The 23,028-nt window shown below is 60.5% G+C and carries 19 protein-coding genes and 2 other RNA genes; 9 read left to right on the top strand and 12 right to left on the bottom strand.

What is annotated here, in order from left to right; genetic code table 11:
* Positions 1 to 192: 192 nt before the first annotated feature.
* Positions 193 to 390: a hypothetical protein gene (locus tag ACCQ09_RS13880; RefSeq protein WP_014507319.1), complete on the top strand. Its 198-nt coding sequence runs from the start codon at positions 193 to 195 to the stop codon at positions 388 to 390.
* Between the two features lie 377 nt (positions 391 to 767).
* Here ACCQ09_RS13880 and ACCQ09_RS13885 read toward each other — a convergent pair whose 3' ends face one another.
* Both ACCQ09_RS13885 and pdxY read right to left on the bottom strand, forming a co-directional pair.
* Positions 768 to 1,895, bottom strand: a complete 1,128-nt coding sequence (locus tag ACCQ09_RS13885; RefSeq protein ID WP_040941516.1) for a prephenate dehydrogenase — start codon at positions 1,893 to 1,895, stop codon at positions 768 to 770.
* Positions 1,892 to 2,800, bottom strand: coding sequence for a pyridoxal kinase (gene pdxY, locus ACCQ09_RS13890; RefSeq protein ID WP_011036662.1), 909 nt, complete (start codon positions 2,798 to 2,800; stop codon positions 1,892 to 1,894). Before pdxY ends, ACCQ09_RS13885 begins: the two co-directional genes overlap by 4 nt.
* Positions 2,801 to 2,978: 178 nt before the next feature.
* Here pdxY and ACCQ09_RS13895 point away from each other — a divergent pair.
* Positions 2,979 to 3,053: non-coding RNA, sX9 sRNA (locus tag ACCQ09_RS13895), on the top strand.
* A gap of 121 nt (positions 3,054 to 3,174) precedes the next feature.
* Here the strand turns inward: ACCQ09_RS13895 and dnaJ are convergent.
* The 4 genes from dnaJ to hrcA form a co-directional block, all read right to left on the bottom strand.
* Complete coding sequence (dnaJ, locus tag ACCQ09_RS13900) at positions 3,175 to 4,305, bottom strand: molecular chaperone DnaJ (protein WP_011036661.1); 1,131 nt, start codon at positions 4,303 to 4,305, stop codon at positions 3,175 to 3,177.
* 138 nt (positions 4,306 to 4,443) lie between these two features.
* The gene (gene dnaK / locus ACCQ09_RS13905) at positions 4,444 to 6,372 is read right to left on the bottom strand and encodes a molecular chaperone DnaK (protein WP_011036660.1); all 1,929 of its coding nucleotides are present in this window, start codon (positions 6,370 to 6,372) and stop codon (positions 4,444 to 4,446) included.
* A gap of 141 nt (positions 6,373 to 6,513) precedes the next feature.
* Positions 6,514 to 7,032 carry a nucleotide exchange factor GrpE gene (gene grpE, locus ACCQ09_RS13910; protein ID WP_014507314.1) on the bottom strand — a complete coding sequence of 173 codons (519 nt, stop codon included), beginning with the start codon at positions 7,030 to 7,032 and terminating at the stop codon, positions 6,514 to 6,516.
* Between the two features lie 100 nt (positions 7,033 to 7,132).
* Positions 7,133 to 8,164: a heat-inducible transcriptional repressor HrcA gene (hrcA, locus tag ACCQ09_RS13915; RefSeq protein WP_029628994.1), complete on the bottom strand. Its 1,032-nt coding sequence runs from the start codon at positions 8,162 to 8,164 to the stop codon at positions 7,133 to 7,135.
* Between the two features lie 138 nt (positions 8,165 to 8,302).
* On the opposite strand from hrcA, the gene recN reads away from it, so the two are divergent.
* Entirely contained in the window at positions 8,303 to 9,967 is a 1,665-nt protein-coding gene (recN, locus tag ACCQ09_RS13920) for a DNA repair protein RecN (protein WP_011269906.1), read from the top strand.
* 653 nt (positions 9,968 to 10,620) lie between these two features.
* On the opposite strand, the gene fur is transcribed toward recN, so the two are convergent.
* Positions 10,621 to 11,031, bottom strand: coding sequence for a ferric iron uptake transcriptional regulator (fur, locus tag ACCQ09_RS13925; protein WP_005988392.1), 411 nt, complete (start codon positions 11,029 to 11,031; stop codon positions 10,621 to 10,623).
* Positions 11,032 to 11,134: 103 nt separating this feature from the next.
* Here fur and ACCQ09_RS13930 point away from each other — a divergent pair, with 103 nt between their 5' ends.
* Positions 11,135 to 11,530, top strand: coding sequence for an outer membrane protein assembly factor BamE (locus ACCQ09_RS13930; protein WP_011036655.1), 396 nt, complete (start codon positions 11,135 to 11,137; stop codon positions 11,528 to 11,530).
* Between the two features lie 227 nt (positions 11,531 to 11,757).
* Here the strand turns inward: ACCQ09_RS13930 and ACCQ09_RS13935 are convergent, their stop codons facing one another.
* On the bottom strand, positions 11,758 to 12,054 hold the full coding sequence (locus ACCQ09_RS13935; protein ID WP_012438734.1) for an RnfH family protein: 297 nt from the start codon (positions 12,052 to 12,054) through the stop codon (positions 11,758 to 11,760).
* Between the two features lie 2 nt (positions 12,055 to 12,056).
* On the bottom strand, positions 12,057 to 12,488 hold the full coding sequence (locus ACCQ09_RS13940) for a type II toxin-antitoxin system RatA family toxin (protein ID WP_011036653.1): 432 nt from the start codon (positions 12,486 to 12,488) through the stop codon (positions 12,057 to 12,059).
* 60 nt (positions 12,489 to 12,548) lie between these two features.
* Here ACCQ09_RS13940 and smpB point away from each other — a divergent pair, with 60 nt between their 5' ends.
* The gene (gene smpB / locus ACCQ09_RS13945; RefSeq protein ID WP_011036652.1) at positions 12,549 to 13,052 is read left to right on the top strand and encodes an SsrA-binding protein SmpB; all 504 of its coding nucleotides are present in this window, start codon (positions 12,549 to 12,551) and stop codon (positions 13,050 to 13,052) included.
* A 230-nt stretch (positions 13,053 to 13,282) separates the two neighbouring features.
* On the opposite strand, the gene ACCQ09_RS13950 is transcribed toward smpB, so the two are convergent.
* Positions 13,283 to 15,742: a S8 family serine peptidase gene (locus tag ACCQ09_RS13950; protein WP_040941517.1), complete on the bottom strand. Its 2,460-nt coding sequence runs from the start codon at positions 15,740 to 15,742 to the stop codon at positions 13,283 to 13,285.
* Positions 15,743 to 15,875: 133 nt separating this feature from the next.
* Between ACCQ09_RS13950 and ssrA the strand changes: the two genes are divergently transcribed.
* The 4 genes from ssrA to ACCQ09_RS13970 all read left to right on the top strand — a co-directional run bounded on the left by ssrA (position 15,876) and on the right by ACCQ09_RS13970 (position 20,763).
* Positions 15,876 to 16,272, top strand: a transfer-messenger RNA (tmRNA) gene (ssrA, locus tag ACCQ09_RS13955).
* A 107-nt stretch (positions 16,273 to 16,379) separates the two neighbouring features.
* The gene (locus ACCQ09_RS13960; protein WP_228428294.1) at positions 16,380 to 17,912 is read left to right on the top strand and encodes a tyrosine-type recombinase/integrase; all 1,533 of its coding nucleotides are present in this window, start codon (positions 16,380 to 16,382) and stop codon (positions 17,910 to 17,912) included.
* A 17-nt stretch (positions 17,913 to 17,929) separates the two neighbouring features.
* Entirely contained in the window at positions 17,930 to 19,840 is a 1,911-nt protein-coding gene (locus ACCQ09_RS13965) for a DUF7380 domain-containing protein (RefSeq protein WP_228428293.1), read from the top strand.
* 26 nt (positions 19,841 to 19,866) lie between these two features.
* The gene (locus ACCQ09_RS13970) at positions 19,867 to 20,763 is read left to right on the top strand and encodes a hypothetical protein (RefSeq protein WP_080581547.1); all 897 of its coding nucleotides are present in this window, start codon (positions 19,867 to 19,869) and stop codon (positions 20,761 to 20,763) included.
* A gap of 2 nt (positions 20,764 to 20,765) precedes the next feature.
* Here the strand turns inward: ACCQ09_RS13970 and ACCQ09_RS13975 are convergent, their stop codons facing one another.
* Positions 20,766 to 21,092, bottom strand: a complete 327-nt coding sequence (locus tag ACCQ09_RS13975) for a hypothetical protein (RefSeq protein ID WP_228428292.1) — start codon at positions 21,090 to 21,092, stop codon at positions 20,766 to 20,768.
* Between the two features lie 91 nt (positions 21,093 to 21,183).
* A complete protein-coding gene (locus tag ACCQ09_RS13980; RefSeq protein ID WP_228428291.1) occupies positions 21,184 to 22,782 on the bottom strand; it encodes a MobA/MobL family protein in 1,599 nt (532 codons plus the stop codon).
* Positions 22,783 to 23,028 lie beyond the last annotated feature (246 nt).

Raw genomic sequence — 23,028 nt, forward strand, 5'->3', positions numbered from 1 at the left:
CATGCCCTCGAAGTGTCGCGCGCGTAGCGCGAGAAGCTAAAAAGCAGCCACAACTGGCGCCGTCATTTCGCGCTTCATCGCTTGACGACGCATCGGTAACACGGCGCTGCGCATGCTCGCGACACCGGCAACAGCGCCGGTCGCGCGATCGTTGACGGTCGCATTGCAACCTTGAAACTGAGGAGGTGCGAGATGTCTTTTCGGCAATTTCCAGCCGTCGGTGCAGACGGCGAGCCCTACGTGATCATCGAGTTCCGCGACGACCAGCCGCAGGGGCACGCGCAGACACACGCGACACCACGCTATGAGCTCCCCGACGGTCGCCATCTGCTGCGGCAGGGCCAACGCTTCGTCACCAGCGGCGGCGAACTGAGCCTGCAAGCGGCATAACGCCAGCTGGTCATTTTTTGACCATGGCAAACCCGGCCGTTGCGCGGCAAGGGCTGATGCGAGTTATCCACATGCTTGTCCAGGATTCATCCACACCCTGTGTGGATGAATCTGCCATGCGTCAGCGCCAGTGCTCGGGGTCGCTTTCACAGTCGTTCGAATTACTTAGCAGGCGAGTGCGTTTCCACTTGCCACTGCGTTGCTCCCGCAGATGTGGTGCATCCCGAGGCCACTCGATTGACAGAAGCAAAGCACCTTGAAGCCTGCCTACCCGTGATGCGGAACAGGCGTGGGCAGACGCGAGGCCTATGACTACATCGCTGCCGCTGATGAGTCAGGTCTTGCATACTCCGGTGCATGACGATGACTCGAAAGACTCAACGTTCCCGATCAACGCGCTCCAACACCCGCCCGATCCGGTCGGCATCGATTTGCGCTGCGGCGCGGCCCAGTGCAGCGCGATCGCTCTCCGGCTCGAACCCCATCCGGAAGTGCAGCTCGCCGCCGGGCGTGCGCGAGGAGTGGATCGAGGACAGGTTGACGCCGTGCTGCTCGAATACATGCAGCAACACGCGTAACGAGCCCGGCTGGTCTTCGGGCAGATACACGCTCAAGGTCAGCGGCTCGGTGAGGTCGGCCAGCAGGTAGCCCACCCGTTCATAGGTGTAGTTGCCGGCCGCCAGTGAGTCGCCTTGCAGGGCCTGCGCGTTGGCATCGAGAAAGGCCTGCCGAAATCGCAAGCGTGCCGCATCATCGCCCTGCACCACCAAGCCGCGCAGTTCTTGCAGCTGCGCGAGCAAGCGGTCGAGCATTTCGGCAACGTAAGGATTGCCGAACTGGATGTCTTCGTAGATCGACGGGTTGAGCGAGAGAATGCGCGCGATCACCGCGGTATCCAGTTCGAACGAGGCCGAGCGGTATGGCATCAAGGTGCGCAACTCGCCGAGCAAGGGGGCGTAGTCGCGCAAGGTGCCAGCCTGCGCCAGATGGGTGGCATGCACCATGGCCTGCACGAGCGCCATCGCGCGGTCGTGGTGTTCGGGCGTGGCGTAGACGCACTCGGCCTGCAACGCGCTGCACAGCGCATCCACCCAGCCGGACCAGCGCTGCACACGTGCGCGGCAGACCACCATCACCCGCCCCTTCAAGGTGGGCGACTTGGGCGGTGCGGTCATCGGGTGCAGGCCCACCACCTCGGCCTGCGACGCCAGCATCGCCGCGACTGGCGCCTGTTTGATCGAGGTGACATCCAGCCACAGTTGCTCCGCCGCACGCGCGCCGGCAAGAGCGGCATAGCGTTCGATCAGCGCAGCGGTGTGGCGGATTGGTGCCGAAAAAATCAGCACATCGGCGCGCGCCACCAGCGTGGCGTCGTCCAGCCCGTCCGGTAATGCCGGATCCACGCCGATCACCTCCAGCCCCATGCGCGTGCGCAGGAATTGGGCGAGCCAGCGTCCGTAGGCGCCGGCGATCCCGACGATGCCAACGACCGGATGCGCGATCACGCCAGTCGCTCAACCGCAAAGCGCGGCGCGGTGCCAAGCGCGGCCGGCGCGGCAGCCAGCACATCGAATTCCTCGAAGCCAGCAGCCAGGGTGGCCTCCAGCGCCGCATGCACGCCGGTCAGTGCATGCCCCACCGCCTGCTCGAATGGCACATCGCGCAGCAACAGGCCGATCAGCAACGCCATCAGCACATCACCGGTGCCGGCCACGTCCACCGGCAGGTGCGGGCTGGCCCAGCGATAGACTGCCTCAGCGCTCACGGCCAGGGTCACCAGCTCGCCGGTGCCGCCGGCCACGCTATGTGCAAGCACCCATTGCGGGCCACGCGCAAGCAAGGCGCGTGCAGCGACGATGGCATCGTCCTGTTCCAGACTCGGCAGCCCGGTCAGGCGACCAAGCTCGAAGGCATTGGGCGTCACCAACCAGGCATGCGGCAACAGCCGCTCGGCAAACACGCGCTCCAACCCGGGCTCCACGTAAGGGCCGGTGTGGGTGTCGCCAATCACCGGGTCCAGGCAATAGCGCAACTGTGGCGCCTGCGGCAGGGTCTGCTCCAGCCAGTCCGCAAAAGCCTCGCCATTGGCCAGGCTGCCGAAGTAACCGGAAACAAGCAAGCGTGCACGCTGCGGCAGGCCGCGCTCGGTCGCGCCCAGCAATAGATCCGCCAGCCAGTCGGCCGGCAGGATGCGTCCGCGCAAGGTGGCGTAGAACGGCGCATTGCTCAGCAAGGTAGTGGGTACTTCCGCCACGCGTAAGCCCAGCGCGCGCAACGGCGGCACCGCCGCGCTGTTGCCGGCATGCCCGTAGACCAATTGCGATTGCACCGAGATCACATCGACCGGTGCAGGACCATCCGGGCGCTGACGGCGGCCGTGGACGAGGTGGCTGTCGGTTGCGTCGCTCATGCAGGCACCATCTTCGAAAGAGATGTCCCATTATCCGCGCAAGCCAGCAAGCGTGCTGTCGAAACAGCAGGAATGGCACGCCCGTGCATCCACAACGCTGCGCCTGGTGACTGCTTAGAGCAGCTATCAAAACTACTGCGCTGCCGCCAGGCGGGCGCGGCCGGTGCTCGGAATCCTCATGTGCCCACGTACACTCCGGTTCCTCCGCGCCGTCCGCACCCACCTGACGGCTGCTCGCTACGTTTTGTTAGCCGCTCTTAGTTATGCCGAGTTGGGCAGGGCAATCCGTGCAGGCGATTCCATAAAAAAATCCGGCGTGCATCGCTGCACGCCGGACGTTGCTGGATCACATCAGCTGGATCTGCGCCCCTGGATCAGGAGGTCATCCGATCCCAGAAACCCTTCACTCCATCGATGAAGGTCGCCGACTTGGGCGAATGCTTGCGCGCGTCCTCACCGGTGAACGTGGCCTCAAACTGCTTGAGCAATTCGCGCTGATCGGTAGTGAGGTTGACCGGCGTTTCCACCACCACGCGGCAGTACAGATCGCCCTCGCTGCGGCTGCGCACCGAGCGCACGCCCTTGCCACGCAGCCGGAACAGCTTGCCGGTCTGCGTTTCGGCCGGGATGCGGATTTCCGCTTCGCCGCCCAGCGTGGCCACCCGCACGGTGTCGCCGAGCGCGGCCTGCGAAATGCGGATCGGCACCTCGCAATGCAGGTCGTCGCCATCGCGCTGGAAGATCGCATGCTCGCGCACGCGCACTTCCACATACAGATCGCCCGGCGGCGTACCGGCCGGGCCAGCTTCGCCCTCGCCTGCCAAACGGATGCGGTCGCCGGTGTCCACGCCTGCCGGCACCTTGATCGACAGTACCTTGTCCTCTTCCACGCGACCTGCGCCATGGCAGGTCTTGCACGGGTTCTGGATCAGCGTGCCGCGGCCGTCGCAATGCGGGCAGCTCTGCTGCATGGCGAAGATGCCGCGCTGGATGCGGACCTGGCCGCGCCCATGGCAGGTTGCGCAGACTTCCACCTTGCCGTCTTCCGAGCCGCTGCCGTGGCAGGGTTCGCACTCGATCAGCGTGGGGATCTCGATGCGCCGCTCGATGCCGGCGACGGCTTCTTCCAGATCCAGTTCCAACACGTAGCCGACGTCGGCACCACGTCGCGCAGCGCGCGGACCGGCGGCGCCACCGCCAAAAATATTGCCGAAGATATCGCCAAAGATATCTCCCATGTCCGGACCACCAGGCCCGCCACCGCCGCCGCCCATGCCGTGCTCGAACGCCGCATGGCCGTGCGCGTCGTAGGCACGGCGCTTGTTGCCGTCCGACAGCACTTCATAGGCTTCCTTGCATTCCTTGAACGTTGCCTCTGCAGCAGCGTCGCCAGGATTGCGGTCCGGGTGGTACTTCATGGCACAACGCCGATAAGCCTTCTTCAGCTCCTCGTCGCTGGCGCCACGGGCCACGCCCAGAACTTCGTAGTAATCGCGTTTGCTCATGACAGGGAATCGGGAATCGGGAGAAGGGAATCGTTCAAAGCGTACATCCTCACATCAGTAGGCATCCGGAAGGGTCAGAACAGCGAAGGAGCGATGCCGTAGCACCGCTCCTCCGATTCTCTATTCCCTATTCCCGACTCACGCCTTCTTATCGTCCTTGACCTCGGTGAACTCGGCGTCCACCACGTCATCGGCGGCCTTGGAGGCCTGCGCATTGCCGCTGGCCGCATCGGCGTTGCCGCCCTGCTCTGCCGCGGCGGCCGCGGCGTACAGCGACTGGCCGGCTTCTTCCAGGGTCTTGCTGCGCGCTTCGATCTGCGCCTTGTCGTCGCCCTTCATGGCGGTTTCCAGGTCGGCCAGGGCCGCTTCCACCTTGCCGATCACATCGCCACCCACCTTGCTGCCATGCTCGGTGATCGCGGTGCGGGTGGCGTGGATCAAGCCATCGGCCTGGTTGCGGGTCTGCACCAGCTCCTGGAACTTCTTGTCTTCTTCGCGGTTGGCTTCCGCGTCGGCGACCATGCGCTGGATCTCTTCATCCGACAGGCCCGAACCGGCCTTGATCTCGACCTTCTGTTCCTTGTTGGTCTTCTTGTCCTTGGCCGACACGTGCAGGATGCCGTTGGCGTCGATGTCGAAGGACACTTCCACCTGCGGCATGCCACGCGGCGCCGGCTCGATGCCGGAGAGGTCGAACTTGGCCAGCGACTTGTTGAAGCGGGCCTGCTCGCGCTCACCCTGCAGCACGTGCACGGTCACGGCCGACTGGTTGTCTTCGGCAGTGGAGAAGGTCTGCGAGGCCTTGGTCGGGATGGTGGTGTTCTTTTCGATGATCTTGGTGAACACGCCGCCCATGGTTTCGATACCCAGCGACAGCGGGGTCACGTCCAGCAGCAGCACGTCCTTGACGTCGCCAGCCAGCACGCCGCCCTGGATCGCGGCGCCCACGGCCACGGCTTCGTCCGGGTTGACGTCCTTGCGCGGTTCCTTGCCGAAGAAATCGGCAACGGCCTGCTGCACCTTCGGCATACGGGTCTGACCGCCGACCAGGATCACTTCGTTGATGTCGCTGGCGCGCAGGCCGGCGTCGTTCAACGCGGTGCGGCACGGCTCGATCGACTTCTTGACCAGGTCTTCCACCAGCGCTTCGAGCTTGGCACGGGTCAACTTGATGTTGAGGTGCTTCGGGCCCGAGGCATCGGCGGTGACGTACGGCAGGTTCACTTCGGTCTGCTGCGAGGTCGACAGCTCGATCTTGGCGCGCTCTGCGGCGTCCTTGAGGCGCTGCAGCGCCAACGGATCCTTGCGCAGATCGATGCCCTGATCCTTGTTGAATTCGTCGACCAGATACTCGATGACGCGGTTGTCGAAGTCTTCGCCGCCCAGGAAGGTGTCGCCATTGGTGGCCAGCACTTCGAACTGCTTCTCGCCATCGACTTCGGCAATTTCGATGATCGACACGTCGAAGGTGCCGCCGCCCAGGTCGTACACGGCAATCTTGCGGTCACCGCCGTTCTTGTCCAGGCCATAGGCCAGGGCAGCAGCCGTCGGCTCGTTGATGATGCGCTTGACGTCCAGACCGGCGATGCGGCCAGCGTCCTTGGTGGCCTGGCGCTGGCTGTCGTTGAAGTACGCCGGCACCGTGATCACCGCTTCGGTGACCTTTTCGCCCAGGAAGTCCTCGGCGGTCTTCTTCATCTTTTCCAGCACGCGTGCGGAAATTTCCTGCGGCGCCATGCGCTTGGAATCGCTGGTCTGCACCCAGGCATCGCCGTTGTCGTGCGCCAGAATGCCGTACGGCACGTGGGAGATGTCCTTCTGCACTTCGCCGTCAGTGAACTTGCGGCCGATCAGGCGCTTCACCGCGTAGAAGGTGTTCTTCGGGTTGGTCACCGCCTGGCGCTTGGCCGAGGCACCGACCAGCACTTCGCCGTCCTTGGTGTAGGCGACGATCGAGGGCGTGGTGCGATCGCCCTCGGAATTTTCGATGACGCGGGCCTTGCCGCCGTCCATGATCGCCACGCACGAGTTCGTGGTGCCGAGGTCAATACCAATGATCTTGCCCATGGATACGCTCCTGATGAGTCTTTAGCTGTGTCCGGCGACGCCGGGTCTGGCTGAGATGTGGGGGTGGTGCGCAGGTGTTCAAGCCACCTGTACGAATCTGCGATCCGCGTCTGCGCCGGCCGGTTCAGCCGGCAGCAGTGCTCAGTCGTGCTTGGCCACGACCACCAGGGCCGGGCGCAGCAGGCGCTCGTTGAGCAGGTAACCCTTCTGGAACACCTGCACGACATGGCCCGGCGCGATGCCCTCGGCCTCGCCCTGGCTGATCGCCTGGTGCTGGTCGGGATTGAACGGCTGGCCGACCGGGTCGAGCAGGGTCAGGCCGTTGTCGGCAGCGACCTTGAGCAGCTGCTTGTAGGTCAGATCCAGGCCATCGCGCAGCGGGCTGGGTTCGGTGCCGGCGGCGGTGAGGCCCGCGTCCAGGCTGTCGAACACCGGCAGCAGTTCGCCGAGCAGCTTCTCGTTGGCGAACTTGCGCGCGTTCTCCACATCGCGGGCGATGCGCTTGCGCTGGTTCTCCAGGTCGGCGCGCTCGCGCAGGGCGTCGGCCTTGACCAGGGCGATCTCGCTGCGCAAGGACTCGATCTCGGCCTTGAGCGGATCGGTCTCGGGCGGGTTCTGGGACAGGTCTTCGGAGTCGAATTCGGGGTGGTCTTGGTTCATGTGCAGTTCCCGGGCAAGCGGAACGCCCGCCCCAACGTCACCCCGTATGTGGGCGCTCGCGCGCGTTTCAAGCAAATTCCATCGCTCCGATCGAGCGCGGTTATCGCGTGCCGGGCGGCTCCATGGCCGCGCCCAGCATCTGCGCGGCGGTCTGCACCAGCGGAATCACCCGGTCGTAGGCCATGCGTTTGGGCCCGATCACCCCCAGCACGCCCAGCACCTGGCCGCCGGCGGTATACGGCGCGGTGACCAGCGAGACGTCGTCCAGCGACACCATACCGGTTTCCTCGCCGATGAAGATGCGCACACCCGGCGCCTGGATGGTGCGTTCGAGCAGCTGCAGGATCTCGCGCTTGCTGGCGAAGGCCTCGAACAGCTCGCGCAGCCGGTCCAGGTCCGACAGGTCCTGCACGCCCATCAGGCGGGTCTGCCCGGCCATCACCATGTCGTCGGCGTCGGCCGGCACCAGCGCTTCGCTGGCCAGGTCCACGCTGTGCGCCAGCAACTGCTCCATCTCGTTCTTGGCCAGCCGCAGTTCGCGCAGCAGCGAGGCGCGGATGTCCGACAGCGCGCGCCCGGCGAACTGCGCGTTGAGGTAGTTGGCCACCCGTTCCAGCTCGGCCGGCTCGTAGGCGCGGCGCGGCTCGATCACCCGGTTCTGCACCTCGTTGTCGGCAAATACCAGGATCGCCAGCACCCGGCGCGCGTCCAGCGGCACGAAATCGATATGCCGGAACGCAAACTGCTCGCGCCGCGGCGCGCTGACCACGCCCACGAAGTGGCTCATCGCCGACAGCATCTGCGAAGCGCTACCCAGCAGCGACTGCGTCCCGTTGCTGCTGGCCAACTCGGCGCGCAGCCGACGCACCTCCTCTTCGCCGGGCGGCTGCATCTGCACCAGGCTGTCGACGAACACCCGGTAGCCGTGCGCGGTGGGCACCCGCCCGGCCGAGGTGTGCGGAGAACTGAGCAGCCCGATGTCTTCCAGGTCGGCCAAAATATTACGGATCGTCGCCGGGCTGACATCCAGGCCGGCATGCTGAGCCAGCGTCTTGGAGCCCACCGGTTCGCCATCGCGGATGTAACGCGCGATCAGCGTGCGCAGCAGGTGGCGTGCGCGGGGGTCGAGCATTGGGGACTGGGACGCGCGCATGGGATCATCCGGTGAGACTGGGCATAGATAATGTTTGGCCCCGGGGTTGGCAAGCATCCCATTCCCCCAGCGTCCCCATCGGCCCTAAGCTTCCCCAAAGCGTTCACACTCGATCCCATGCTCAGACACCTCTCAATCAAGGATTTCGCCGTTGTCCGCGCCACCGAACTCGAATTCGGGCCGGGCATGACCGTGGTCTCGGGCGAAACCGGCGCCGGCAAGTCGCTGATGGTGGATGCGCTGGGCTTTTTGTCCGGCCTGCGCGCCGATAGCGGCGTGGTCCGCCACGGCGCCGACCGCGCCGAGCTGTCGGCCGAATTCCAGCTGCCGGCCGAGCACCCCGGCCTGACCTGGCTGGCCGACAACGAGCTCGATGACGATGCCCAATGCCAGCTGCGCCGTATCATTCGCGCCGACGGCGGCTCGCGCGCCTGGATCAACGGCCGCCCGGTGACCTCCTCGCAGCTGTCCGACCTGGCCGCCCGGCTGGTGGAAATCCACGGCCAGCACGAGCACCAGGCGCTGATGGCCCGCAACAGCCAGCTGGCCCTGCTCGATGCCTACGCCCGCAACAGCGCCCAGCGCGAGCAGGTGCGCCAGGCCAGCCAGCGCTGGCAGGCGCTGCTGGATGAGCGGGATGCCTTGTCCGCGCAAGGCGATGTCTCCGACCGCATCGGCTTTCTGGAGCACCAACTGGCCGAACTGGAGCGCGAGGATCTGGACCCGGCGGCCATCGCCGCGCTGGACACCAACCATCGCCGCCAGGCACACGCCACTGCCTTGATCGGCGCCTGCGAGAGCGTGGTCCAGCAGCTCAATGGCGACGAGGGCCCTTCGGCGCTGGGCCTGCTGCAGGACAGCCGGCACGACCTGGCCCGGGTGGCCGAGCACGAGCCGCGGCTGGGCGAAGTGGATGCGCTGCTGGACAGCGCCGCGATCCAGATCGAAGAGGCGCTTGCCCTGCTCGACCGCGTGCGCGACGACCTGGATGCCGACCCCACCCAATTCGAGGCCATGGAGCGCCGTCTCGGCCGCCTGCATGACCTGGCCCGCAAGCACCGCGTTTCGCCTGACGAGCTGGCCGCGCATCGCGACCACCTGACCGCCGAGGTTGAGAGCCTGCGCGGCGCCGACGAGCGCCTGCAGCAGCTGGACAAGCACATCGCGGCGGCCATCGGCGTCTGGCAAGGCGCCGCCAGCGTCCTCAGCGCCAGCCGCCAGAGCGCTGCGCAGGCGCTGTCCGCTGCCACCACCACGCTGATCGGCGAACTGGGCATGGGCGGCGGGCAATTCCTGATCCAGTTGCAGCCGCAAGAGACCCTGCGCCCGGATCCCAATGGCGCCGAGCGGGTGGAATTCCTGGTCGCCGCCAACGCCGGGCAGCCGCCGCGCGCCCTGCGCAAGGTGGCCTCCGGCGGCGAACTGTCGCGTATCTCGCTAGCGATCGAAGTGGCAGCGCTCGGCCTGGACAGCGTGCCGACCATGGTGTTCGACGAAGTGGATTCCGGTATCGGCGGCGCGGTGGCCGACATTGTCGGCCAGAAGCTGCGTGCCCTGGGCGAAGAACGCCAGGTGCTGTGCGTCACCCACTTGCCACAGGTCGCCGCCAAGGGCCACGCGCACTACCGCGTGAGCAAGGCGCCGGTGGATGGCATGACCCAGAGCGCGGTGGAACTGCTCGGCCCGCAGGCACGCCAGGAAGAACTGGCGCGCATGCTCGGCGGCGTGGAAGTCAGCAAGGAAGCCCGCGCGGCGGCGCGCAAGCTGCTGCAGAGCGCCTGAGTTACCGGGCGGGTCCCGCATGCTGCGGGCTCGCGGCGCGATGTGCCCGCCCGAGTTCGCAGTGACTTTCCCTCCGCGCTTGCGGGGGGTGGATTTCGCTGCAATCGGCAGAGCGGCATGCCTGCTGAGCCCCGACTTTTAGTGCGATTGGCCTGTTTGATAGCGCAGGCCTGGTAATCGGTAAGCCGGCACCCGATGCAGTATTTGCGGCGCATCGCGACAACGCGGCGCCAGTGCCTTACCTGCGGCAATTACAGACTGAAGCTGTGGCGCTTGCTCCCGTCGAGCGGCAGGCGTACATCGCGCTTGACCACGGACGTCTCGATTGCGCCGCGCGCTGCAATTGCTGCGCACGCGCACTGCACAACGCCCTAGCCACACGTGAGATGCGCAATCCACGCATCACTGCAGACCTCCTGCATCGGCAGTTGAGTAGTGGGATGGCAGTACTCAATCGTCGCGTGCAAGCGCAGCGGCGGGCACGCGCTGTGCGGCGCACCAAAACGCACTTGCGCGCCAGAACGCTGACCGCTGTTTCATCAAGGGTCACGACGGATAGCATGTCGCGCGCAGCACATCAGCGATGCGCTTCTCCCAGACATGCACAAGGCGGCCGAAGCCGCCTTGTCAGTGTTACCTGGGGCAACGTGGCGTCAGCGCGGGCGCTTCTTGCGCACGTACAGCACCAGCGAATGCTCTTCGAGCTCGTAGCCATGCTTCGCCGCAATCTGGCGCTGCAGCGCTTCAATTTCTTCGCTCTCGAACTCGATCACGTGGCCGGTGTCCACATCGACCATGTGGTCGTGATGGCCGCCGCGGTCCAGCTCGTACACGGCCTGGCCGCCTTCGAAATTGTGCTTCAACACCAGGCCAGCAGCCTCGAATTGGGTCAGCACGCGGTAAACCGTGGCCAGGCCGATTTCGTCGCCATGGTCCAGCAGCTGGCGATAGATGTCTTCTGCGCTGAGGTGGTGCTGGTTGCTCTTCTGTTCGAGCAGTTCCAGAATCCGCATACGCGGATGGGTCACCTTGAGCCCGACTTTGCGCAGGTCGTGGGTTTCCATACGTTCTCCGTTCATTGGCGATTTAGCGCCAGCTGCCTGAGACGGGTCGCGGCGACCGCCGGGAGTGTATCATCGGCGTGATTTCCTCAGCACTTAATCCCCGATGCGCAATCTCCTGCTGGTCGCCGCCGTTGCACTCTCCACCGCTGGCTGCGGCATCATCTACAAGCAGCCGATCTACCAGGGCAATCTGATCAAACAGACCGCCGTGGAGCAACTGCAGGTAGGCCAGAGCAAGCAGCAGGTCAGCGCGTTGCTGGGAACACCGTCCATCCCCGATCCGTTCCATGCCCAGCGTTGGGACTACACGTCCACGCAGCGCGTCGATCGTCTGGCGCGGACCGACGTCAAGAACTTCACCGTGTTCTTCGAAAATGAGCAGGTCGTGCGTTGGGAAGGCGATTATTTCCCGGCTCAAGACGAGCAGCTGGCCAAGTCGGCGCCAAAGCAGTTCGGCCGCAACCTGGCTCGCGACAAGAAGAAGCAGCGCGGCCGCTGAGGACGCTCACGCAGCGAGTGGATCACCGCTCGCTGCAGCTTGATCGTGATATCGCTGGCCATCGGCCAGCCCCGCTTGTCTCGGTGCCCCCCCCCCCAGGATGCTGCGCGTGCTGCTGCCATGCGCCTGCTCCGAGGCGCTGCCCTTAAGCACCCTGCTCTTCCGATGCCCGCCCCGCGCTTGGGGCGGATGGCAACTCTCATCTCTCACCGCGCATCAAACGCAACTTACGGCGAAGCATTGCGCTTCTTTTGCGTGCCCGGCGCCTGTTTGGCGGGCGCGGCACGACGCCGGCGCGCCTCCTTCGGGTCCAGTAGCAGCGGCCTGAGCAATTCGACGCGGTCGCCGTCGCGCAACACCTGGGCCGGCGTGGCAATCACGCCATGCACCGCCTGGGCGACTAGCGCTTGGTCACCGGCAAACCCGGAGGCGGCAACGGCCTCGGCCACCGTGGCGCCCTCGGCAAGTTCCAGCTGGACCGCGCTGTAGCGGTCCGGCCAGGCGACGATCACCTCCACCCGCATGACTAGACGTCGCCGCGATCGGCGACCCGCACGAAATCGTTGACCATGCGGTCGGCAAGGCCCTGGAAGCCCAGCGCCAGCGCCGGACCCAGCAGCCGCGAGCTGGTTTCCACTTCAAGGGTCAGGCTCACCTTGCACGCGTTGTCACCCAGCGATTGAAATTCCCACAGGCCTTCCAGGCGCTTGAACGGCCCGTCGCGCAGATGCATCACGATGCGTTCGGGCCGCTCCAGGATGTTTTCGGTGGTGAACCAGGTGCGGAACGAACCGAGCCCCAGGTCCAGCCGCGCCACGATGTGGGCGTCGTCCTCTTCAAGCACATGCGCAGCGTCGCACCAGCCGAAGCGGCGCGGATAGGCGGCGACATCATTGACCAGATCGAACATGCGGGTGGCGCTGTGTTCGACTAGGGCGCTGCGACGGATGGTAGGCATTCTCTGACTTGTGAAAGACGGGCGATCGTTTGGCGACGCCGAATCGGCGACAATAGCGGCATGAGCAAGAAACCTGCCAAGGATAAAGCAAAGAGCGCGACGGCCACGAAAACCATCGCCCTGAACAAACGTGCGCGCCACGAGTACCACCTCGAGGAGCGCTATGAAGCCGGCCTGGCCCTGCAGGGCTGGGAGGTCAAGGCCATCCGCGCCGGGCGCGCGAACATCGTCGACGGCTACGCCTACGTGCGGTCGGGCGAGATTTACCTGATCGGCGCGCAGATCACCCCGTTGATCCAGGCTTCCACCCACGTGATCCCGGTGGAACGTCGCGACCGCAAGCTGCTGCTGCACCGGGCCGAGATCGACAAGGTGCTGACCCGCGTGGAGCGCGAAGGCTACACATTGGTGCCCACCGCGCTGTACTGGAGCAGCAACAAGGTCAAGCTGGAGATCGCATTGGCCAAGGGCAAGCAGTCGCACGACAAGCGCGATGCCGCCAAGGAACGCGACTGGCAGCGCGACAAGCAGCGCGTGATGCGGCGGCATAATCGGGATGCGTGATTAGCCGGGAATCGGGATTCGGGATTCGGGATTCGCAAGAACGGGGCTGCTTGAGCTGAGCAATTGCTGAGACCGCAAGTTGCGATGGTTGGGCTGCTTTGAGGCCGTGCGATCCCGCCACGCCATGTGACGCGACCGCTCTTAGCCAGCATTCGGGCTGCAACCTGCATCGCGGCCGTTTTTGTTCAGCCAACCACCGCATTTGCGAATCCCCAATCCCGACTCCCGAATCACGTCTCTCCAAGCATCCGCATCAAATTCGGCACCCCCCTGCCCTGCACGTAACGATCGCGCTGCAGGTCGGTGCAGGTGTCCAGCAGCAGTTGCTTGACCCGGTCCGGAAAGCCGATGAACTCGCGGCGTGCGGATAAAAACCCGGCCAGCACGCCGGACACATGCGGTGCGGCCATGCTGGTGCCGCTCATCTCGACCATCAGGCTGGACGGGTCGCGCGGGTCGAAGCCGTAGTAGGCGGACAGGATCTTTTCGCCCGGCGCGACCACATCGGGTTTGGAGCGGCCATCGGCGGTCGGCCCGCGGGATGAAAAATACGACACGCCGTAGTTGTGTGGGCTGCTCTTGTGCACCGATCCCACCACGATCGCGTCCTCCAGATTGCCCGGATCGCTGATCGACAGATCCATGTTCGCCGGGTAGGTGCCGCCGTCGTCCTGCATCAGCCAGGCCAGGCCTTCGTTGCCGGCCGCCACCACTACCAGTACGCCCTGCCGCCATAACCGCCGCAACTCGTTGCATAACGGCGTGAAGCCGCAACCGTAGCTTTCCGGATCGAAGTACCCGCCCAGGCTGAGATTGACGCCGTGGATCACCAGCTCGCCGGCACGCTCGTTGAGATCGGCCACGTGCTGCACTGCCTTGATCATCCACGAATCGCGCCCGTTGCCGGCGTCGTCCAGCACCTTGAAGCCATAGAGTTGCGTCTCCGGCGCCATGCCGGCAAATTCCAGCAGTTCGCCCGGCTTGCCACTGGCATCAGGCACCGCCGCCCGGCAACAGCCGGCGATGATGCCGGCGATGTGCGTGCCATGGCCGTGCCCGTCGAGTGCGGTGAACCGTTTGCCATCGGCCCGCGTCAGCCGCTTGGGCGCGCCGCGCCGCGTGCAATCCCATTGCGCCACCACATTGTCGCGCTCGCCCGGCACGAAGAAATGCGGATGCGCGGCCGCAATGCCGGTATCCAGGACCGCCCAGCCGATCTGCTGCCCACGTGCGCGATACGCCGTGCGTGCTGCATCCACATGCAGCACGTTGCCCGAGACGTGGATCAGCGCCCGCTTGCCGGCATCGCGCCAGACGCGCCGGAAACCCAGTGCGCGGTAGCGGCTTTGCAGCGTTTCGATCTCGAACCGCGTCAGCCGCGCCGAAATGAGGCGCTGCAGGCTGTCTTCGAGTTCGATCGCCTCGTCCAATGCATCGCCGTCCAGGCCGGTGCTATGCCCGGCAATCTGGCGCATGTGGGTGATCAACTGCGCACGCACGCCGGCCGGGTCCGCACCCAGGACGCGACGGTCCAGTTCGATCAACACCTCGTGCCGATAGTCCGCGCCGTGCGCTTCGAGCTGCTCACTGAGGTCCTTGATCAGCACCGCATTGGAGACCGGCTGATCGAAGCCCACACCCACCGCCTGCCGCACCGCTGCACGCACCTGCGCAATGGCCAAATATCCCGAGCCCGAATGCGGGTTGTGCTCCCAGTCCGGGTTGAGCCGCGCGGCGGCGATGTTTTCGAACCGCCCTTTGGCATTGGCTATGTCGTCGGTCAGGTCTGGATCCAGCGCGATCGGATCGCGCGTTTCGGCCACGTTGACCCAGCGCCGCACGCAGTCGGGGAACGGCAGTTTGCGCGTCCCGGTCCAGCGCTTGAACATGCTGCGCACCTGCGGCAAGCCCAGCGGCGAGCCCAGGGTCAGAAACAGCGCCACCTCGCAGCCATCGGCCTGCAACTGCCGCAGCACATCGTAGGCAATCATCGAGCCCTGGCTGTGCGCCACCACCACGAACGGCCCGCCACCGGCGCGCAACCGTTGCGCCAGGCTTTCGCGCATCTGCGCGGCCCGCTCCGGGACAAAGAACAGATCGTGCACGTCCTGCAGCAGCGCCGCGGAAATCAGCCGCAGCAGCACCCGGTTGATCGCATCGATCGGCCCCTTCGCCTGCATGCCACCGGCGAGTGGCGCGGCCTGCAGCTCGTCCAGCATCTGGTGCAGGTCAGCACGCTCCTGCTCGCTCTGTGCCAGCGCATCGGCCAGCGCATGCAGGTCCTGCTCGCCCGGCACCAGCCCCAGCGTGCTCAACGCCCGCTGCACGCTCTGGTTCAACGCCGGCCCCACATCGCGGCCATCGCAACTGCCGGGCTCCGGCACCGGGTAGCGCTCGCGGTTGACCCAGTACGCCAGCCGCGTGCGCTCACCCATCGGGCGGCCGAACAAGGCCTTGTCCCACTGGCAGCGCAACACCTCGGCCGGTGGCTTGTTGCCGATGCCATGGATGTAGATGACGGTGCGGGCCTTGCCCTGCACCCGCGTGCGATGGCCGTTTTCCTCTTGCGTTTCCGCCTTGGCGGCGGCCTGACGCCCCGAACGGCGCTTGGCCGGCGGGGCGGTCTTGGCGGCCTTCTTGGTTGCGGCGCGCGTCGTGCGCGGGCCGGTGGGGCGCTTGCCTGTGCTCATCCAGTAGCTCCTTCAGTTCCGGATAGTTCCGGCCTGTGCAACTGAAGCCACTGTAAGCGCTGCCTATCTCACTACTTGTGACCGGGCGCGCCGATCCCTACACTGGTCACGTCAGCGTTTTGATGCTTTCCCCGGGGGTGCACTGGTTTCGACGGGGGTCGCGAAGTCGCTTGGCGCATGCCGAGGGGGCAGCTTTCCTCGTTAATCCAGCAGCAAACTTTTAGTTGCCAACGACGACAACTACGGTTCGGACTTCGCTATCGCCGCTTAATTGGCTTTAGTTGTAGTTCTACAGCCGCCTAAGGCGAACCCCCGAAACTACTTGTGCCCGTGCTCGTAGATGTAGGGTCATTATCACGGAACCGCCGGTAGTGGCTGCCTGTCAGCTATCGGTTAGATCAAGCAGGCTGGTTTTCAGGTGCGCTTTGCCCGCCGTGCTGCCTGGGAACGAGATCTAACGGAGGGATAAGCATGTAGTGCTGGGGATGGAGTGCTTCCGGACGGCGGTTCGATTCCGCCCACCTCCACCATCTGATCGCGGAAAAGAGCAGTAAGTGCTTGATTTCGCGAAGGTTAGGCACGGGGTTTGATGTTCAGTTTGAGCCTGCGTTAGGTATCAAACGAGGTATCAAACCCCGTGCCGAAGCCGTATTTTCTGCGCCGCCCTGCTGGGCTCTATGTGCGCTTCTTCGTCCCGACCGACCTGCAAGCTCTCGTTGGCTCGCGCTACCTTGTCCGTCCAGTTCGCTTGTCCCTGGGTGATGCTGCCCGCCTGGCCGTAGCTCGAACTGCTGTGGCACTCTCGGAAGCATTCGATCGGATGCGGCAGGGTGCGAGCAGCATGAAAGACGATTTGCTGAGCCAAGCATTGGCTGCATTGCAAGGCAACGAAGCTCGGCCCTACACCATCAAGGTGGGTGGGATGGAACTGTCTGCTGACGGAGCCGAAGACCATGCTCGGCTGCTCGAAGCGCTGAAAAATCTCCCGCTGCCCTCTTCCACCGTAGTGACGAAGAAAGCTGGGCCGTTATTTTCTGAACGGGCAGCCATCCATGTTCGTGAAATGAAACGAGTCGGTCGAAGTGCGACCAACATCTTCGACACCGAATACAGCCTCGGATTGTTCGTTGCATTGGTTGGCGACAAGCCTGTGGAAGACTACAAGACCGATGATGTGCGGAGCTTCTTGGAAGCCATCGAGCATTACCCCAGCAACGCGAGTAAAAAGACAGAATTTGCAGGACTGGCTCCTGCTGACATTTTGAGGAAAGCCCAAAAAGGCAATTACGCCAAGCTTGGGATGCGCACGAAGGAAAAGCATCGAGACCGTCTGGCTGCATTTTTTAATGCGTTGGCCAGCGAAGATCTGATCAGCAAAGCACCGCATAAGGCTATTATCAATCGGTCCAAGGCAAGCACCGATGAGCCGAGTCGCAATCCATTTTCCAAAGACGAACTCAATGCCTTGTTCGAGCCTTCAAAATTTAAAATGTGGGCATCGAAGTATCCTCATCGCTGGTTCGGCACTTTGTTGGGATTGACCACAGGTGCCCGCATCAATGAAGTCGCACAGCTTTATGTGGATGATCTCGATCACGTTGGAGGATGTTGGGGCATCCACATTCGTGCAGCACGAGCCGATCAGCGATTGAAAAATCCACATTCTTCCCGCTTTGTGCCGCTTCCCTCTGCATTGATTGAGGCAGGAATTTTGATCTATCGCGATGAGGTCAAGGCCGCAGGTTTTGAGAGACTTTTTCCCCATTTGCCGTATCACAGTGAACATGGCTACGGGGACGCATTGGGCGATCAATTCCGGTCCTATGCTAAAAAATGCGGACTGACGCAACGACTCAAAAGCTTCCACTGCTTTCGCCACACCATTTCCAATGCGTTGATCAATGAGCATGGCATTTCAGTGATGACCACTCAGCAGATCACAGGGCATGATCTGACGCTCCCACCTGGGCTGAAACATTATGTTGATCCGCCCACGGTTCCAGCCCGGTTGCAAGCCTTGGAAAAATTTGGCCCACCCGTCGATTTGCCAGCCTATCAGCCCAAGCAATTTAATATTTCGTTTAAGCAGGTTCGTCACATGGAACGGCGACGACAGACTGCAAAGCAAGAGACAGTTGCAGTAAAAAATAAAACTGGCTGGAAAAATTAGACACGAGGCTTCTACACATGGAAGGTCAAGATCAAGTGGCAAAAGAGGAAGCTGCAAGCGCATCCGAGACACTGCCATCAATCATCGACAAGCCTGTTCCGCTGACAATCTTGGATGATCTGGATTGGGAGGCCCATCTCGCTGATCACGACTGGACAAATCACCGCTGGGGTGCATCCCAACTGACGGATCAAAGATCTAAAAATTTGGCTGAGGAAAGCCACGAACAAGAAGCATTGGTTTTGAAGCTGCTTAGCGCAGTCATATCGATGCACTTCCGTGGAAATTTATCAGAGCCATTTGGACCGATGTGGCAAGACGGTAATCGCTGCTCCCCAGCACCACAGCACCTTAGTCAATTGGATGTGCAATTTCTCCAAGCCATGGCCAAGTCAGCGAAAAATGCTTGGTTGAAAGCGCGGTTGGCTGATGTGGCTTGCGTTGCAGGGCCGCTGGTTGGCTTAAAAGGCCGGGAAATGGGAGAAATGGGAGCAATTGCTGCCCGAGCCTACTTAGATCACGCAAAGAAATTTCTCACCGGAGACGAGCCTCTCAGGGCGATGGACTCTGTTGAGTGCTTGCAGCGGGCCATGCATTTGGGCTGGAAATTTTGCAGAAAAGAAGATGCGTTCCGAGAGGAGGTTTGGGGAACGACCATTGACGCAATCGATCGTGCGATTGAAAGACAACACCTTGGCATCATTTCTGCACTTACAGAGGAAATCCTTGGAAGACAGCATGATTTCGCGGAATCCACTGCTGAAAAGCTAGAAAAAGCAGTTGACACTTGGTCTGCAATCAACCAAGAGGCAGTGGTGGATGGCATCCCAAGCTTCTATACCAAGGCCGCCAGACTTTGGCATGCCGCTAAAAACAGTGCTCGATCGGAGGCCTGTTACCACAAAGCTGCCGATGCACTGATCTTTAAAGCTCGTGGTGGTCGTCAGGCCATGGTGCGAGCGGAATGGATGGCGGAAGGCATCGCAATCCTACGCCGTCATAGAGGTGACCGAACTAAGATTAAAGAGCTGCAATCAGAATTAGCTGATATCCGGAGGACGATTTCGGATGAAATGCATTCGATTACTTATCCTATCGACACTAAAGACCTCATCGAGCACATAGAAGACAAAGTTAAGAGTCCAGGTCTACCTACGGCGCTTCTTGAAATAGCTTTTGCATTCTCCACCTTTACTTCGGCTGAGGAAGCAAAACAGACGGTCATCGAGTCGTCTAAGGAGTTTGCATTTGAGCACTTCTTTGCGAGAGTGGTCTACAACCATGAAGGCGTGCCAGTCGAAAGAGGAAATGCGTTCGACGCTAACGATCCAGTCAATTTAGAACAGCATATGATTGAAGATATCTGCCGTTTTCATCATCCGCTGCTTGCCAATGTTGCTGTCATGCATGCCACCAGCCTGGTTCGTAATCGATGCGAGCCAACGCTCAATGACCTGTTGGCCCTTACTCACGCATCCCCTGTGGTTCCTGAGGGACACGAATGGTCGATGGCAAGAGGCCTGCTCGCAGGACTGGAACACGATTGGGAAGAAGCCGCCATCTTTCTTATTCCACAAGCTGAGCCCTTTGTGCGTGCTGCATTCAAGCGACACAATATCAATACGCTTTCGATCAAAGAAGGCATTGAGCAAGAGAAATCTTTAAGTGAGCTGTTAGGTCATGAGGATATCGCTCAGGTGTTCCACGAGGACATCGTGATAGAGCTAAAAGCCATCCTCACGCATCGGTCAGGCCACAACCTGAGAAATCTTTTCGGCCATGGATTGATTAGGGATGAGCACCTTGCTTCGACGGCTACCATTATGCTTTGGTGGACGTTACTGCGGCTGATCATGTGGCCATATCGTCATCGGCTCATTACATCTGAGCCATTAACCGCGCCAAATCAAAATCGACCTATCGAATAAAGACCACCCAATACTGCGAGAGATAAATGGCACGTTTAGCTGAAAGTTCGGTTGTCATAGCATTTCGGGATTGGCAGTGGATAAATCGACGCGCAAAAGCAGCAAAGCCGGATATAATGATTTCGCTTGAAGGAAATCCAGAAACATATCTAGGAGACTTAGAAGTCGCCTTCGATGAAAAATTCTTCTTATTCGAAGTAAAGTCGACCTCATCCACCATCAAAGAAGAGTGGAACAAAACCGTTGATAAAAAACCAAAACCAAAAACGCTATTTAAAACAATTTGCCAAACACTAAACGAATATGGCAAAGCAATTAATGACAAGGACTCGAAAACCCAAGAAAAGAATTGGCACCGGTTATCTCAATCAATGAGAGGGCACCACTTCCTCTATTGGGACCCAACAATCAGCCATTTCGCGATCAAACCCTATATTTTCGCGATATACAAAGAGCACAAGTTAAATATTAAAGATTTGAGTAAGCTTGGAATAGATGCTCCTCATATGAACACAGCAACACTATTTATAACCTCGCATTGCCTAGGAGCATCCCAATCGCCAGTTTGGCAAGAAGGCGGCGACATTAAGTATGAGCAAATTAGTAGTATTACTCCGGAGATGCTCCTGGATAAATCTGCCAGACTCATCTCAGGTCTTATTAGTAAGACGAGGTATTGGAACCACTTGGGACTCAGCCTAGAAGAACTTCAAGATTATGTTGGCTTTATCTGCAAAAACGGATCCTATGAAACAAGATGTTTACTAACGTCTGATAGTGGTCATATTTTCGTAGAAACCCTCAACACCTCTGACTTAAAAAAAATTGTAAGCGCTATCCACCACAAACAAGTAGAACCTAATAGCACACCACAATTTAATAAAAATTCTTTATACGAGACTGCGAAAAAGAGCCCCTCTTGAAACTAAAGTCTCGCCTGCCGACATCTAGCTTGCGAGGCATTCGCAGCACGCACAAATGCTTCGTGTTGCTCAGCACCGACACCCTCGGGAACTTCTGATTTAAACTCAACAAAATCCCACAAGCTTCCAAACGATGGCCGATACTGAGGATTTTCATAAGAAACCTTATTTTCAGCAGAATTTAAAGAAGTCGTCCGTTTAAGATATATTTTCAGCGCCTTGTCCGCTTTTTTTCTCGCTTTCTTTGATGAATAGCTATGAAGGGAGACGAGGTATGCTCGCCCCCAAACTTCTACTGCGGTCACTGGAGTATTGAATAAATTTTCCATTATAGAAATTTAATATGTTTTTCAGCCATGTCAACACGAAAAGAAACATTTAAAACCACTTGCACTAGTAATGGCCTATATCCGGACTCCATCATATACGAGGCTTAAATTTGAACTGGGGGCCCGCCGTCGCACTTCCATTTTCGATCGTCTCATCTAAAAAAACCGAAGCACTAACATTATTGACCTGAAAACGGCCTATTAAGATTTGACAGATATTTATCATCGATTCGCGTGTTCGGTCGGTCCGCCATTCTCTCAACTTCATGACTCGCTTGGAGATCATGTGCCTTGCCTTCTGAGCTTGACGAGCGGCCAACGCTGATTCAGCCGTTGGCGCTTCACCATCGAATTCCGAGAGTCTGGCCTTTGCAGCGAGGTAATCGCACTGCGCACGGTAAGGGCTCACCAGCATCCTCGCATAACGCACCATGGATTTACCGAGCTGCTCAGTGTCTTCGAACAGAAATGGCTTTGTCGCGTAGTGATCCACTCTCCGGCACATCAAAGCGTCATACGCTCGGTTAAAGCAGTCTTCAATCTGGATGCCAGGGATGCTGTTGAGGATATCCAACGCTTGCCGAGCGGTCTCATGCTGCGCTTCTAACCACTGCTCAATCAGCTCCGCCTCTTGATTTAAAACCTCTGCATCTTTTCCGGTCGCTCTTGCCAATCGTGTGACCTTGCTGGCTTGCCTAGTCAATGGGCTATATCGAGTATGGATACGGTTTAGAACCTGCTGACTTGGTCTGTGGCGATTGGGATAGAGTTGCTCATCAAAACGACGACTCTCCTGCCGGACAAAGCTTCCCTGCCCTTTCTCTCTCGCTCGATCACGAAGTGCTGCTTCGTGACTGTGGCTAGCAGGCACATCATGGACTAGACGGTTTTCCCGGGAAGACTGGCACTCTTTTAAAAGTTGAGCAAAGCGTCGATCCGCTGATGTTACCTTTTCTCCCAAGACCACAGCTTTCTGATGGCGTTTGGCCTGGAAGAATTCCCCACGAGAGATGCGTTTTTTCGGCGCTCTGGTGAGTGCTCTGGCCTTCTCGTAATCTCCTCGCTTGAACGCATCTTGCGCTTGGGCTCTCAGTGTTCGGTGGTCCACTCGTGCTTCAACGCCGGCCATGATGAGATGCGCATTGATGGTGGAAGCAATCTCTCCACGGAGAACTTTCATCTCCGTTGCCCCTGCTCCTTGCCTTGCATCGAACTCAGCACAAGCCCGCTCCCCTAGCCCATTAGCATCCACCTTCCTGGCTGAGATCAGAAGATGCACGTGATGATTGCGCTGGTCTCCTCTTCGACCAGGTGAGTGAACAGCCACCAGCACAGCAGCTTGATAGCGATCGACAAGAAGCTGGCCAAGTGCAACCGCAAGCATTCTGCGCTGTGGAGCGTCTAAACTGTTGGGCAAGGAAACTTCGACTTCCCTCGCCACGCGAGCATTTGCTCTCGTTTCTTGCTGCTCATTAATATCCCAGAAGCTTCGAACATCGAGACACCATCTCGGTGCCCCTTCGGGAGCAAGCATTTGTTGAGAGACAACGCCCGATCTTTTCCCATATTTGTGCGTCGTTTTGTGAGTTGTATCCCGCAGATTGATCCCTGCACGATAAGCAGCCGCTGCAACTGATGATTGACCTTTGCCACGACTAAACGATTTGATGTTGACATGATAAATTGCCATTAATTTCCCGGTTGAGTTTGGTTGATAGTGTGAGTATCAAAATGGCGAATTGCTTATCCGTCTAGATCACAAAGCCAGTTGTGAATTGGAGAGATACGTCACGGCGTTTTTGCCGCTTTTCTTCTGAGACTACGACTCATTCGTCTCGGCAGAGACGGCTTTTCATCGCAAAAGCGATGCCCACGGTTTTTGCGAAGCAAATAACCATATGTGGGCCCTTGACCTTCTTTTTTTAGCTATATTTGC

The organism is Xanthomonas sp. NCPPB 2586 (assembly GCF_041475775.2).
Taxonomy (GTDB): Bacteria; Pseudomonadota; Gammaproteobacteria; order Xanthomonadales; family Xanthomonadaceae; genus Xanthomonas; species Xanthomonas campestris.

What these genes read in the sequence shown, in the direction of transcription:
- ACCQ09_RS13880 (WP_014507319.1), top strand. Translation starts at nt 193, where the DNA reads ATGTCTTTTCGGCAATTTCCAGCCGTCGGTGCAGACGGCGAGCCCTAC.
- pdxY (WP_011036662.1), bottom strand. Translation starts at nt 2,800, where the DNA reads ATGAGCGACGCAACCGACAGCCACCTCGTCCACGGCCGCCGTCAGCGC.
- dnaJ (WP_011036661.1), bottom strand. Translation starts at nt 4,305, where the DNA reads ATGAGCAAACGCGATTACTACGAAGTTCTGGGCGTGGCCCGTGGCGCC.
- dnaK (WP_011036660.1), bottom strand. Translation starts at nt 6,372, where the DNA reads ATGGGCAAGATCATTGGTATTGACCTCGGCACCACGAACTCGTGCGTG.
- grpE (WP_014507314.1), bottom strand. Translation starts at nt 7,032, where the DNA reads ATGAACCAAGACCACCCCGAATTCGACTCCGAAGACCTGTCCCAGAAC.
- hrcA (WP_029628994.1), bottom strand. Translation starts at nt 8,164, where the DNA reads ATGCTCGACCCCCGCGCACGCCACCTGCTGCGCACGCTGATCGCGCGT.
- recN (WP_011269906.1), top strand. Translation starts at nt 8,303, where the DNA reads ATGCTCAGACACCTCTCAATCAAGGATTTCGCCGTTGTCCGCGCCACC.
- fur (WP_005988392.1), bottom strand. Translation starts at nt 11,031, where the DNA reads ATGGAAACCCACGACCTGCGCAAAGTCGGGCTCAAGGTGACCCATCCG.
- ACCQ09_RS13930 (WP_011036655.1), top strand. Translation starts at nt 11,135, where the DNA reads ATGCGCAATCTCCTGCTGGTCGCCGCCGTTGCACTCTCCACCGCTGGC.
- ACCQ09_RS13935 (WP_012438734.1), bottom strand. Translation starts at nt 12,054, where the DNA reads ATGCGGGTGGAGGTGATCGTCGCCTGGCCGGACCGCTACAGCGCGGTC.
- ACCQ09_RS13940 (WP_011036653.1), bottom strand. Translation starts at nt 12,488, where the DNA reads ATGCCTACCATCCGTCGCAGCGCCCTAGTCGAACACAGCGCCACCCGC.
- smpB (WP_011036652.1), top strand. Translation starts at nt 12,549, where the DNA reads ATGAGCAAGAAACCTGCCAAGGATAAAGCAAAGAGCGCGACGGCCACG.
- ACCQ09_RS13950 (WP_040941517.1), bottom strand. Translation starts at nt 15,742, where the DNA reads ATGAGCACAGGCAAGCGCCCCACCGGCCCGCGCACGACGCGCGCCGCA.
- ACCQ09_RS13965 (WP_228428293.1), top strand. Translation starts at nt 17,930, where the DNA reads ATGGAAGGTCAAGATCAAGTGGCAAAAGAGGAAGCTGCAAGCGCATCC.
- ACCQ09_RS13970 (WP_080581547.1), top strand. Translation starts at nt 19,867, where the DNA reads ATGGCACGTTTAGCTGAAAGTTCGGTTGTCATAGCATTTCGGGATTGG.
- ACCQ09_RS13975 (WP_228428292.1), bottom strand. Translation starts at nt 21,092, where the DNA reads ATGGAAAATTTATTCAATACTCCAGTGACCGCAGTAGAAGTTTGGGGG.
- ACCQ09_RS13980 (WP_228428291.1), bottom strand. Translation starts at nt 22,782, where the DNA reads ATGGCAATTTATCATGTCAACATCAAATCGTTTAGTCGTGGCAAAGGT.